Annotated in this window: 11 protein-coding genes and 1 pseudogene; 8 read left to right on the top strand and 4 right to left on the bottom strand. The window is 53.0% G+C overall.

The annotated features are described in order from the left end of the window. Positions 1–136: 136 nt before the first annotated feature. Positions 137–2,164 (bottom strand): excinuclease ABC subunit UvrB, encoded by a 2,028-nt coding sequence (gene uvrB, locus MMC1_RS03575; RefSeq protein WP_011712380.1) that lies wholly within the window; start codon positions 2,162–2,164, stop codon positions 137–139. Positions 2,165–2,268: 104 nt separating this feature from the next. Between uvrB and MMC1_RS03570 the strand changes: the two genes are divergently transcribed. Together MMC1_RS03570 and MMC1_RS03565 are read left to right on the top strand one after the other, a co-directional pair. Then, the gene (locus MMC1_RS03570; protein WP_011712379.1) at positions 2,269–3,474 is read left to right on the top strand and encodes a pyridoxal phosphate-dependent aminotransferase; all 1,206 of its coding nucleotides are present in this window, start codon (positions 2,269–2,271) and stop codon (positions 3,472–3,474) included. A gap of 134 nt (positions 3,475–3,608) precedes the next feature. Next, positions 3,609–4,262 (top strand): FkbM family methyltransferase, encoded by a 654-nt coding sequence (locus MMC1_RS03565; RefSeq protein ID WP_011712378.1) that lies wholly within the window; start codon positions 3,609–3,611, stop codon positions 4,260–4,262. Positions 4,263–4,371: 109 nt separating this feature from the next. Here MMC1_RS03565 and MMC1_RS03560 read toward each other — a convergent pair. Then, a pseudogene (locus tag MMC1_RS03560) lies at positions 4,372–4,569 on the bottom strand (Na+/H+ antiporter NhaA); the annotation flags it as partial. A 297-nt stretch (positions 4,570–4,866) separates the two neighbouring features. Here MMC1_RS03560 and MMC1_RS03555 point away from each other — a divergent pair. Then, positions 4,867–5,328, top strand: a complete 462-nt coding sequence (locus tag MMC1_RS03555; protein WP_011712376.1) for an excisionase family DNA-binding protein — start codon at positions 4,867–4,869, stop codon at positions 5,326–5,328. Position 5,329: 1 nt separating this feature from the next. After that, the gene (locus MMC1_RS03550) at positions 5,330–5,899 is read left to right on the top strand and encodes a PIN domain-containing protein (RefSeq protein WP_011712375.1); all 570 of its coding nucleotides are present in this window, start codon (positions 5,330–5,332) and stop codon (positions 5,897–5,899) included. Between the two features lie 124 nt (positions 5,900–6,023). Here MMC1_RS03550 and nhaA read toward each other — a convergent pair whose 3' ends face one another. Next, entirely contained in the window at positions 6,024–7,214 is a 1,191-nt protein-coding gene (gene nhaA / locus MMC1_RS03545; RefSeq protein ID WP_011712374.1) for a Na+/H+ antiporter NhaA, read from the bottom strand. Between the two features lie 270 nt (positions 7,215–7,484). On the opposite strand from nhaA, the gene MMC1_RS03540 reads away from it, so the two are divergent. Beyond that, a complete protein-coding gene (locus MMC1_RS03540; protein ID WP_160162654.1) occupies positions 7,485–8,048 on the top strand; it encodes a YdcF family protein in 564 nt (187 codons plus the stop codon). Positions 8,049–8,164: 116 nt separating this feature from the next. Here the strand turns inward: MMC1_RS03540 and apbC are convergent, their stop codons facing one another. Beyond that, the gene (gene apbC / locus MMC1_RS03535) at positions 8,165–9,238 is read right to left on the bottom strand and encodes an iron-sulfur cluster carrier protein ApbC (protein WP_011712372.1); all 1,074 of its coding nucleotides are present in this window, start codon (positions 9,236–9,238) and stop codon (positions 8,165–8,167) included. Between the two features lie 518 nt (positions 9,239–9,756). Between apbC and rsxA the strand changes: the two genes are divergently transcribed. From rsxA to rsxC, 3 genes are all read left to right on the top strand, one after another. Beyond that, the gene (gene rsxA / locus MMC1_RS03530; protein ID WP_011712371.1) at positions 9,757–10,350 is read left to right on the top strand and encodes an electron transport complex subunit RsxA; all 594 of its coding nucleotides are present in this window, start codon (positions 9,757–9,759) and stop codon (positions 10,348–10,350) included. Positions 10,351–10,372: 22 nt separating this feature from the next. After that, positions 10,373–10,918, top strand: coding sequence for an electron transport complex subunit RsxB (gene rsxB / locus MMC1_RS03525; protein ID WP_011712370.1), 546 nt, complete (start codon positions 10,373–10,375; stop codon positions 10,916–10,918). 96 nt (positions 10,919–11,014) lie between these two features. Further along, entirely contained in the window at positions 11,015–12,832 is a 1,818-nt protein-coding gene (rsxC, locus tag MMC1_RS03520) for an electron transport complex subunit RsxC (protein ID WP_011712369.1), read from the top strand. Positions 12,833–12,905: the final 73 nt, after the last annotated feature.

Below are 12,905 nucleotides of genomic sequence, written 5' to 3'. Positions count from 1 at the left end.
CATCCTTGAGCGCCACCACGCCATGAACCACCCGCACCGCATACCAGCATATCTCAACTTTTTGCACAAGTACATGCCTGCACGACTGGATTCATCAAAGTTGTTTTCGTTTTCCTCTCCCTGCACCCGCCTCGGTTTAGAGCAGGGAGGCCTTCTCCAGCGCGATAATTTGATCGCGGAACAGGGCAGCCTGCTCAAAATTGAGCGCCGAGGCGGCGTCATGCATCTCTTTTTCCAAGGCTCGAATACGTTTTTCTAACGCCTTGCCGTGCAGGGGCACCACAGGCTCTTGCAAAGCAGCCACCTGTTTACCCCGTCCTTTGGCCGCTGATTTCGATGTGCTATCGCCACCGGTCATCTCCCCCATCAAATCGGCGACACCGCGCACCACCGACTGCGGGGTAATATTATGCTGCTCATTATAATGCTGTTGGATCGCCCGCCGTCGATCGGTTTCGGCTAAGGCCCGCTCAATGGAGCCAGTGCGTTTGTCCGCATAGAGGATGACCCGCCCCTCTACGTTGCGGGCGGCCCGGCCAATGGTCTGTACCAGTGAGGTTTCCGACCGCAAAAAGCCCTCTTTATCGGCATCCAAAATCGCCACGAGGCCCACCTCAGGAATATCCAACCCTTCCCGGAGCAGGTTGATGCCAATCAGTACATCAAACGCCCCCAACCGCAGATCGCGGATAATCTCCATGCGTTCAAGGGTGTCGATATCCGAGTGCAGGTAACGCACCTTAATATCCAGATCCACCAGATAGTCGGTTAAATCCTCGGCCATCCGTTTGGTCAGGGTGGTAGCCAACACGCGATAGCCGGTGGCAATGACCTTTTTGATCTCGTGGATCAGATCATCCACTTGGTGCTCCACCGGGCGAATCTCCACCGGGGGATCCATCAAACCAGTAGGACGGATGATCTGCTCCACCACCTGCCCTTGGGCCTGTTCCAACTCCCACAGGGCGGGGGTGGCCGACACATAGATGGTTTGAGGACGCATCTGCTCCCACTCTTCAAACTGCAAAGGACGGTTATCCATGGCCGAGGGCAACCGAAAGCCATACTCCACCAAGGTGCTTTTGCGGGAGCGGTCGCCGCGATACATGGCCCGTACCTGAGAAACGGTCACATGGCTCTCATCCACAAACAGCAGGGCATTCTCGGGCAGATACTCAAACAGGGTGGGTGGCGGTTCACCGGGTTGACGGCCCGTTAAAAAGCGGCTGTAATTTTCAATGCCGGTGCAGTAACCCAACTCCTGCATCATCTCCAGGTCCTGGCGGGTGCGGTTTTCCAAACGCTGGGCCTCCAACAGGTAGCCTTGTTGGTTAAAGCTCTCCAGCCGCTCTTTAAGCTCGGCCTTAATTCCCTCCACCGCCCGCACAATGGTAGAACGCTGGGTCACATAGTGGCTGGCGGGAAAAAATGAGGCGTGGGGGGCTGGGCCAAAATTCTCCCCAGTCAGGGGGTCAACCTCGCTAATGCGGTCGATCACATCGCCAAACAGCTCCACCCGGATGGCACGGGCATCCTCATGGGCGGGAAAAATCTCCAGGGTATCGCCCCGCACCCGAAAGGTGCCACGTTGAAAGTCAATATCGTTGCGCTGGTACTGCATGGCGACCAATTTACGCATAATCTCCCGCTGCTCAATCTCTTGCTCCACCTCTAATTTAAGGGACATGGCCGCATAAGATTCCGGCGAGCCCAAACCGTAAATGCAGGAGACCGAAGCGACAATAATCACATCTTGCCGGGTGAGTAGCGCCCGTGTGGCGGCATGGCGCATGCGGTCGATCTGCTCATTGATGGAGGAGTCTTTTTCGATAAAGGTGTCGGTGCGGGGCACATAGGCTTCGGGCTGGTAGTAGTCGTAATAGGAGACAAAATATTCCACCGCATTGTTGGGGAAAAAACTTTTCATCTCGCCATAGAGCTGCCCAGCCAGGGTTTTGTTATGGGCCAAGATCACCGCTGGGCGCTCCAAACGCTGGATGATATTGGCCATGGTAAAGGTTTTACCCGAACCAGTAACCCCGAGTAGCACTTGATCTTTTCGCCCTTCGCGCAATCCTGCCACCAATTTTTCTATGGCCTGGGGCTGGTCCCCACAGGGTTGGTAGTCAGAAATCAGCTCAAACTTTCTGTTCTCATCGCGCATGGGGGGGCTCCGCTGTTGTTACCAACAAGGGTATTGAAAGCGCTGGGCAGGAGGCGTATAAAGAGCGGGTCATCATCTTATAACATCTTGGAGTTTCGTGAATCATGGGTATTTTGTCAAATCGTGTTGCCAAAGTAAAACCCTCAGCCACACTGGCGGTTACCGCCAAGGCCAAGGAGTTAAAGGCAGCCGGACGTGACGTCATCGGGCTGGGTTCAGGCGAGCCCGACTTTGACACGCCCGATCACATTAAACAAGCCGCCATTGACGCCCTGAACGCTGGCTACACCAAATATGTGGCCGTAGCGGGTACGCCAGAGCTGCGTCAGGCCATCGCCGATAAATATAAGCGCGAGACCGGCCTGGACTACTCCGCCGAGCAGACCGTGGTGACGGTTGGTGGCAAACAGGCGTTCTTCAACTTGGCCCAAGCCACCCTTAACAGTGGGGATGAGGTTATTATTCCTGCGCCTTATTGGGTCTCTTATCCTGACATGACCCTGCTGGCGGATGGCACCCCTGTGATTGTGGATACCCAGGAGAGCCATGGTTTTAAGATCACACCTGCTGAGTTAGAGGCGGCCATTACCCCGCGCACCAAGTTTGTGGTGCTCAATTCGCCCTCCAACCCTACGGGTAACGCCTACAGCATTGCCGAGCTGCACGCTCTGGCCGAGGTGCTGCGCAAGCACCCCCATGTATGGGTGATCAGCGACGATATCTATGAAAAGATCATCTATGATGGCTTTGAGTTTGCCACCATGGTTAAGGTTGCGCCCGATTTGCAAGATCGCACCGTTATTCTGAATGGCGTCGCCAAGGCTTACTCCATGACCGGTTGGCGTATTGGCTATGCGGTGGGACCGCTGGATGTGATTAAGGCCATGACGAAAATTCAGGGACAGAGCACCTCCAACGCCACCTCTTTTGCCATGAAGGGCGCCTTAGAGGCCATCACCGGCCCCCAGGATTGCGTTGAGCCCATGGTCAAGGCATTCAAGGAGCGCCGTGACTATGTGGTTGCCCGTTTGAACGCCATGCCCGGCATTAGCTGTCTGACTCCTGAGGGTGCTTTTTACGTCTACCCCAACGTCGCGGGCTTGGTGGGTAAAAAAGCCCCCGATGGCAGCGACCTGAAAGATAGCGTGGATCTGGCCTCTTACATGTTAGAAGCCGAGGGGGTCGCGGTGGTCCCAGGGGTTGCTTTTGGTCTGGATCCTTACTTGCGTCTCTCCTACGCCACCAGCATGGAAGATCTGATTAAGGCCATGGACCGCATTGAAAAGATTGCGCAGCAGCTCGCCGGTTAAGCTCTGTTTGGGTACGGTTAACACACACGCCTCCCTAGGGGGGCGTGTGTTTTGTTGTGGATCATGGGCCACCAAGCCACCTCCCCGGCCCACTCACAGGCTATTGCGTCATCAACCAGCGGGAGAACACTTAGATGAATCATCCACATGAGGTAACAAAGGGGCTTTTCCCTGGTGATATTGTCTTCGACATAGGGGCCCATATTGGTGATAAGGCCGCTTGGTTTGCACAGCGTGGTCTTGAGGTTGTCTGCGTCGAACCACAACCCGAAATGGTCAAACAGCTCACCGAACGCTTCCAGAACACACCCAATGTCTCCATTAAGGGGGTAGGATTGGGGAGCAAGCGGGGCTTGCTTCAAATGAGTATCGCCAGCAAAACACCGACGTTAAGCACCTTTGCCCCCCATTGGAAGGCGGGGAGATTTGTCAATTGCGAATGGGATAGCAGCACCAACGTTGAGATTATATTGCTTGATGATTTGGTCAACGAGTTTGGGGTTCCGCGCTATTGCAAAATCGACGTCGAAGGCTATGAGCGTGAAGTCATCAAGGGCCTAAGCCAACGAATCGGCATTATTTCTTATGAGTTTACCAATGAATATATGGATCACGCACTCGACGTCCTTCAATCTCTCATCAAGATTGGCTATACCAAATTCAACCTCTCGCTTGGTGAGCAAGATCACTTCTATTTCCCACGTTGGCTAACCTATTATGAGCTAGCCAGCACCCTGCATGCATCCCGTCAGAATGTCAATCTGTGGGGGGATGTTTACGCCAACTAACCCAACCTCCCACCCATGTGGCATGTTGCCCGGACGCAACCTTATTCTGTGGTGCTTATCGCTCTCCCATGGCGGGTTTGTCGGTTATGGTTTTTTTGTCTTTGATCGTTCAGCCTTTGCGGGCCAAGGAAAAACGCAGCACCAGATAACCCAACACCCCAGACACCAACGAACCGGATAAAATACCCAAACGCGCATGACCAGCATCGGCTGCGCCAGCGACCACCTGCGCCCCAGAATGCTCAAAGGCCAAGGAGCTGATAAACAGACTCATGGTAAAACCAATGCCACACAGCAGCGCCCCCCCTGCACAGCTTTGATCTGCTACAAAAAGCTGTGCGCCAACCTGTTTTCCCATGAGCCTCGGCACCATTACATAGATGTGCATGCACGTTGCCGCTATGAAGCGTCGGTTACTAGAATTTCAAATTCTCTCCTACTCAAGTGCTTTTGGTACTGGTTTTCGCCTATCAGGAGAACTGTTTCTTTTGTTGCGTTTGTTTCGTTTATTTTGCATGATAAGGGAAAACAGATTTCCCTTATCACACCTTCGTTCCATGTGGCCGCTGTGACCAAGCTGGGATACTAGAGATGGAGACGCATAATGGCATCATCCGTAAAAAAAATGATGGATTTCTTCGATCTTCCCTCAGAACAAGAGGTCGATGCGGCCACCAATGCGAGGCGTCAATTAGCAGCCATACTTGGTAAGGGTGATCACGCTCAGCTACGCTTGGTGGACGGTGAAAAGGAAATAACCCTTCCATTCGTTGCGATTCAAATACTCGCAAAAATTCTTGATCAAATGGCTGAAGGTCATGCGGTTTCATTGGTGCCGGTTCACGCTGAGTTAACCACTCAAGAGGCCGCCGATTTTCTGAATGTATCACGGCCCTACTTTGTAAAATTGTTAGAGAAAAATGAAATCGCTTACCATAAGGCAGGTGTTCGTCGCAGAGTTACATTCAAAGATTTGGTTGCGTATAAAGAGCGCATACACATTAAAGCCAATAACGCTTTGGATGAATTGGCTAAGCAGGCACAGGAACTCGATATGGGGTATTAAAATGGCTACTTTTACTGCCATATATGACGCCTGTGTATTATACCCCGCCCCTCTTCGGGATTTATTAGTGGGGCTCGCGACCACCGGTTTATTCCGGGCAAGGTGGACAGATGAGATCCACGAGGAGTGGATAAATAACCTTCTTATCAATAAGCCGCATCTGACAAGGGAGGCGCTTAACCGGACCAAAGAGTTAATGGATGCTGCCGTTGCAGACTGCTTGGTAACGGGCTATGAGAAATTGATTCCAAGCCTAACACTTCCGGATGCTGACGATCGACATGTCTTAGCTGCTGCGATCAGGTCTTGTGCAGAAGTTATTGTAACCTTCAACCTCAAAGACTTTCCGTCAGATGCACTTAATAATTTTGGTGTCTTTGCAGAACATCCCGATGATTTTATCAGTAATCTACTCGATTTAAATCAGAAAGCAGTCATTAGAACAGTTAAAAATCAACGGGCTAGGTTGAAAAATCCGCCAATCACAAGTCAAAATTTTATTGATACCTTGCGCAGGCAGCAGCTTACAAAAACAGCCGCCTTTCTTGATGATGCAATTGATTTTATATAGAATTTTTTTCTATCCGCGTGGCCCCTATTGTCTGTCCATTTTTGTGTGTATCACCCGTCATAGACCAGATTTTGGCTCAAAAAAAACGCCCCCAAACGGGGGCGTTTTTTTTGTCTTTGATCGTTCAGCCTTTGCGGGCCAAGGAAAAACGCAGCACCAGATAACCCAACACCCCAGACACCAACGAACCGGATAAAATACCCAAACGCGCATGACCAGCATCGGCTGCGCCAGCGACCACCTGCGCCCCAGAATGCTCAAAGGCCAAGGAGCTGATAAACAGACTCATGGTAAAACCAATGCCACACAGCAGCGCCACACCATAGAGTTGGGTCCAACTCAAACTCTCCGGTTTTTTCGCCACACCCAGTAGATTGGCTAACCATACCGCACCCATGACCCCAATCTGCTTACCCAGCAACAAACCCAAACCGATGCCCATCGCCACAGGTTCCAACAGCACATTCAGCCCCAGCCCTGCCAAAGAGACCCCCGCATTGGCAAAGGCAAACAGGGGCAAGATAACCAGACCCACCACATGGTGCAGATCATGTTCCAGGGCATGCAAGGGAGAGCCATGCTCAGGGGTTTCCCCTTTTATAGGAATCGCCATGGCCAACACCACCCCCGCCAAGGTCGCATGCACCCCAGATTTAAGCACCGCCACCCACAATACCATCCCTACCAGAACATAGGGGGCAATACCCTTAACCCCGATACGGTTAAGCAAAAACAATAACGCAATCGCCCCCCCGGCTACCGTGAGCGAACCTACCGAAAGGTCGCTGGTATAAAAGATCGCGATGATAACAATCGCCACCAAGTCATCAATGATCGCAAGGGTCAACAAAAACAGTTTAATGGCCGCAGGTACGCGTTTACCCAGCAGCGCCAGCACCCCCATGGCAAAGGCAATGTCGGTGGCGGTAGGAACCGCCCAACCCTGTAGCGCCACTGGGTTGGTGTAGTTAAACATAACATAGATCAAAGCAGGGCCAACGATCCCCCCCACAGCCCCCACCACCGGCAAAACAACGTTGGCGGGTTGGGCCAACTGACCCTCTAAAAATTCCCGTTTGAGCTCCAATCCAACCAAAAGAAAAAAGACCGCCATCAAACCATCGTTAATCCACAACAGCAGCGGTTTAGCGATTTTCAATTCGCTAAATTGCACCGCCACGGGAATATTGAGAAAGCTGTTGTAATAGGGCTCTAAGCTAGAGTTTTCTATCAACATCGCAGCCACTGCCGCTAGAAAAATCAGTACGCCACTGGCTGCCTCGTTATGCAGCATATTTTTTAGCCAACGGTTCATCGTTTGGATCCTTTGTTCACGCCTGTTATGCTCTTTATGCAACAGAACCCCCATCCCCAGGGCATTGGCACACCATAAACCGATTGAGCCCCTCTTTCAACAACGCGATGCAGGATTAGGCTCGCCATTCTGTCCAATTAAGATATGATAGTCCACCTGTCACGCTCGCCCGTTGAGAAAGCGTCATTTATGCGCACAGCACAGCCCTCTTACCTTAAATCATCTCGGCGCGCCATAGCATACACCCTCACTACTTTGCTGCTGGTACCCTTGTTTGGGTGGATCGGGTTAGGTGGCTGGAAACAGGCTGCTCAGTGGCTGGTTATCACACAGCCACCCGCCGTGGCCGATGCCATTGTGGTATTGGGTGGCGGCATTCCCACCCGGCCCAAGATGGGCTTTCAACTGCTCCACCAAGGGTGGGCCAAACGCCTTATTTTTGTGGGGGATCGCCCCCATGTTTTAACCCAGGTCGGGCACAGCTACTGCCCTGCTTGTGATTTTGCACGCCCTGAAGTGACCTTATTAGGGCTAAGTCGTAGCACTCTGGACGATCTACAGCGGGTCTTACCCCATATCCAAGGGGGACTTAATCGGCGCATCCTATTGGTCACAGACCCCTACCATACCCGTCGCGCCGACTGGATTGCCCGTCATCTACTCAATCAGCACGGCATTGAGGTGCGCACCATCAGCAGCAATGCCTACTTTAAAATGAACGCCCCGCAAACCCCTTGGTGGCAAGATTTACCAACACGCCAGGTGGTGCTCAGTGAGTGGACCAAATTTCTGTTCTATTTACCCTACATATGGGGCTTGACCTGGGTGCTCTAACGCAACTAGGCGCAGCGCTTGAACTTACGCCGATCAGGGTTAAACTCAAAACGGGCGGTCCTGTAAGAACCACCCGTTTTGAAGATTACACAGCGGATACAACAGCGGATACCGCTCTATTCAATCACAATTTTTGGCATTTTTGGTGCGCCGGCACCATCCTGGAGTTTGCTTACCACATTGCGGGCAATCTCTAAATATTGCTGGGCCTGGGGTGAATCGGGACGGGCCACCACAATGGGCTTACCCGCATCGGAATCCTTACGGATATCCTCGCTGATGGGAATATGCCCAAGGAAGGTCATACCGCTATTAGCGGCCTCTTTTTCTGCACCACCGTGGGAGAAAATCTCCGCACGGTGTCCACATTCGGTGCACAGATAGTAGGACATATTTTCGATAATGCCCAATACCGGCACCTCGACTTTTTTAAACATGTTAATGCCCTTGCGCACATCGGCCAAAGCGACATCCTGCGGGGTGGAGACAATCACCACTCCGCTTAAGGGCACTTTTTGGGTCAGGGTCAACTGGGCATCCCCGGTGCCGGGGGGCAGATCAATAACCAGATAGTCCAGCTCGCCCCAATCAATATCACGCAGCAGCTGTTCCACCGCCATGCCCACCATGGGACCGCGCCAGATCATCGGGGTATCTTCGGGCATAAAAAAGCCCATGGACATAATTTTCACCCCATACTTTTCCATGGGGGTGACCTTTTGGCCCTTTTCGGCCTCCATGCGAGGGATACCATGCACCCCCATCATACGGGGTAGGCTGGGGCCGTAGATATCGGCATCCAAAATACCCACCTTGGCGCCTAACTGTTGCAGGGCCAGGGCTAGGTTCATGGTGGTGGTGGACTTACCCACACCACCCTTACCGGAGGCGACGGCAATGACCTTTTTAACACCAGGAATCAACGGTTCAGCTTGTTGCTGAGGATTTCCACTCATATTCACGGTAACACGCTCCACTCCAGGAATGGCACCCAACACCTGGGCACACTGTTCTTGTAACTGTTTAAGATAATCCGCACTTTCGGGACGAAATTGCAGTTGAAAGGCCACTTCACCGGCATGGATTTCAATGCCACTCACATAACCTGCGGAAACAATATCCCGGCCAGCGACAGGATCGACCACCATACGCAGGGCATCCCTAACCTGCGGTTCTGACACCTGCGACATGCACCTACTCCCTACAAATGGCTTTATTTTTATGCGGTGGTACTTTTAGGCCATGGTTCAAAGCATAAAGCGCCTAATGCCGAGGTCAAGTCCTGGTTTTTTACGCTACAGGCTGTAGACAGATTGGCGTGAATGAAATTCCCTGAGCAAGCCTAGATTTTCTTGTGCCACCGGCAATTAGGGGAGACAGCATACCTGAGTGAAGCCTATATAAGCAAACGGTTTAACCCAATAATACCTTGTTAATGCGCATTTTTTAAGCAATACACCCCATAATCGCTTGCCATTTACAGTGGACATTATGTCGGCCATTTTGTAGAGTTATCAGTCGAGCCTATGCGATATTTAGCGAATGCTAAATTTTGCACTGCCAAATTTATATATTCTATGAAAATATAAAAAGGCAGGGGTATCGTGCAGGGGCGCGTTGTTTATTTGCCCTTGCGCCAACGGGGTCGTCAACGGTGGCAGGCTCCAACGCGAGGCAGCGCTTGCCTCTCAACCGGGACAGTGTGGCTATGACCGAAGTCTCCTTTTCCAATTTCCTGTTGATCTTGATCAGCACCGTGTTTGTTAACAACTATGTGTTGGCGAAGTTTCTTGGCATTTGCCCCTTTTTGGGGGTTTCCAAAAAAGTAGAAACCGCCGTGGGCATGACCCAAGCGGTGATGTTTGTGATGACATTGGCCTCGGTTATTTCGTGGCTGGTGCAGCACTATATTTTGGACCCGCTCAATCTGGGTTATCTACAAACCATCTCCTTTATTTTGATCATCGCTTCGTTGGTGCAGCTGACGGAGATGGTGGTACACAAGACCTCGCCGGTACTGTACGCCTCGTTGGGGATCTTTTTACCGCTGATCACCACCAACTGTGCGGTATTGGGGGTGGCCCTGCTTAACATTCAGCAGGAAAACAATCTCATCAATGCCAGTTTCTATGGGGTAGGTGCCGGGTTGGGTTTTGGACTGGTGCTTATTCTGTTTGCCGGTATGCGGGAGCGTGTGGATCTGTCGGATGTACCACGATTGTTTAAGGGCTCCCCGATTTCCCTGATCAATGCTGGCCTGATGTCGCTCGCGTTTATGGGTTTTGCTGGACTGGTCAAATAGACGTTTTTTTGGAGGGCTAACAATGTTAGAAGCGGTTAGCGCTGTAATGAGTTTAGGGGGCATGGCCCTCTTTGCAGGTTTGGGTTTGGGCTATGCGGCGAAAAAGTTTCATGTCGAGGCCGATCCTGTTGTGGAGAAGTTGGAGGCGCTGTTACCAGCGACCAACTGCGGCATGTGTGGGCATCCGGGTTGTGGACCCTATGCCCAGGCCATCACCGAAGGTGAGGCCATTAACCTATGCACGCCGGGCGGCAAAGCGGTTATGGAGTCGATTGCCGCCATGTTGGGGGTTTCTCCCGCAGCCATGGACGATGAAGGTCCTAAGGTCGCCTATATTGATGAAGAGGCCTGCATTGGTTGCACGGCCTGCATCAAGGTTTGCCCGGTGGATGCCATTGTGGGGGCCAACAAGCAGTCCCACACGGTCATTGTTGCTGAGTGTACCAGTTGTCAGCTTTGTCTGGAGCCCTGCCCGACGGATTGTATTACCATGCAGCCGGTGCCAGAAAATATCTATGACTGGACGTGGGATAAGCCAGCGGGCCCCAACAGCAAGGCGCTGCATTAAGTCGTCTATGTATGGTTCCAGGGCTTTTGAGCGAGGCTCTTGGTGCTTAACCTCATTCGATCCGACGTCCTAAGGGACGCTCTGTGAGGATATTCCATGGGTATTTTGCAGCAGGTGTTACGTGCCTTTCATGGTGGCGTACACCCCGATGAGAACAAAGATCTGACGGCGGCGTGCCGTATTGAGAGCATGCCCATACCGGCCAGGCTCTATGTGCCGTTACATCAGCATATTGGCCGTCCTTGTGATCCGGCGGTTGGTATTGGTGACAAGGTGCTCAAGGGGCAGTTGATTGGCAAGCCAGACGGCTTTATATCGGCCCCGGTGCATGCGCCGACCTCGGGTACGATTGTGGATTTTGTAGAGCATGCGGTGGGGCATCCTTCTGGGTTGCCCATGCTGTGTGCGGTGTTGGACCCCGATGGCGAGGATCGCCTGATTGATGGGATCCAGGGCTGTACGGATCCCTTTAGCCTGGAACCGGCGCAGATACGTGATGCGGTGCGTCATGCGGGCATTGTGGGCTTGGGTGGGGCGACTTTTCCGAGTCATGTCAAGCTTTCGCCGCCGGGGGAGAAGAAGGTTGAGTTGCTGGTGCTTAATGGGGTGGAGTGCGAGCCCTATTTAACTTGTGATGCGCGTTTGATGGAAGAGCGCAGCGGGTTAATTGTGACGGGGGTGCGCATCATGCTGCACGCCTTGCACTGCAAAGAGGCGGTGATTGGTATTGAGGATAATAAACCCGGTGCCATTGCGGCGATGAAGCGTGCGGTGGAGGGGGAGAAAAACATATCGGTGCGGGTATTGCCGGTGATGTATCCTCAGGGTTCGGAAAAGCAGTTGATTGAGGTATTGACGGGGCGTCAGGTACCTTCTGGTGGACTGCCCATTGATGTTGGGGTGGTGTGTCACAACATTGCCACGGCCATTGCCATTAAAGAGGCCATTGTGGATGGCATGCCGTTGCTCAAGCGGGTGGTGACGGTGACGGGGCGGGCGATTAATCGTCCGGCCAATGTGGAGTGTCTGTTGGGCACCACGGTTGGGGACCTGCTCAAGCAGTGCGGGGGCAGCCGTTCCAGCATGGCTAAGCTGGTGATGGGTGGTCCCATGATGGGTGTCGCCTTGCAGAGTTTGGCTGCACCGGTGGTTAAGGGGACGTCGGGGCTGTTGGTGTTGGAGAAGCAGGAGACCACGGATAATCCTGAAGGTCCCTGTATTCGCTGTGCCAAGTGCGTGAATGTTTGCCCCATGAGCTTGATGCCCAACGAGATGGCGTGGTTGGCTAAGAATGATCAGTTTGATGCTTTAGCGGATCATGATCTATTTGATTGTATTGAGTGTGGTACTTGCTCGTATGTCTGCCCTTCGTCGATACCGTTGGTGCACTATTTCCGGTATGGCAAATTTGCGATACAGGGTAAGAAGCGGGCCAAGCACCGTTCGGATGTGATTAAGGTCCGTACGGAGATGAAAGAGAGGCGGGTCGCGGCTGAAAAGGCGGCGAGAGAGGCAAAAAAGGCTGCTCTTAAAGCCAATCGCGGGGCAGCCAAAGAGCCCGCAGCTGCTGTAGCCGCTACGGATGAAGGTGCCGAAGCTGGTGAAGAGAAGGCCGCCAAGATTGCCAAGGCCAAAGCGGCGGTAGCGGCGGCTAAGGCGGCTAAGGCTGAGAGTGGTGGGGCTGAGCCGGTTGTGGCGGCGGGTATGGATGAAAAAGCGGCCAAGATTGCCAAGGCCAAAGCGGCGGCGGCAGCGGCTAAGGCGGCCCGCGAGGCGGGTCGTGCTGGCGAGGTGGCTGCTGAGCCGGTTGTGTCAGCGGAAGTGGATGAAAAAGCGGCCAAGATTGCCAAAGCCAAGGCGGCGGCGGCAGCGGCTAAGGCGGCGAAAGCAGCCCGCGAGGCTGCTGGTGAGTAGTCGATCCCTGGGCCTTTTATAGGCGGGGTTGGATGAGGTGGGGGATAGGGTTTACCTCTACCGAAGCGGAGCG

The sequence above is a fragment of the Magnetococcus marinus MC-1 genome, from assembly GCF_000014865.1.
GTDB classification, from domain to species: Bacteria; Pseudomonadota; Magnetococcia; order Magnetococcales; family Magnetococcaceae; genus Magnetococcus; species Magnetococcus marinus.
This window is presented reverse-complemented; position numbering and strand designations above follow the sequence as displayed.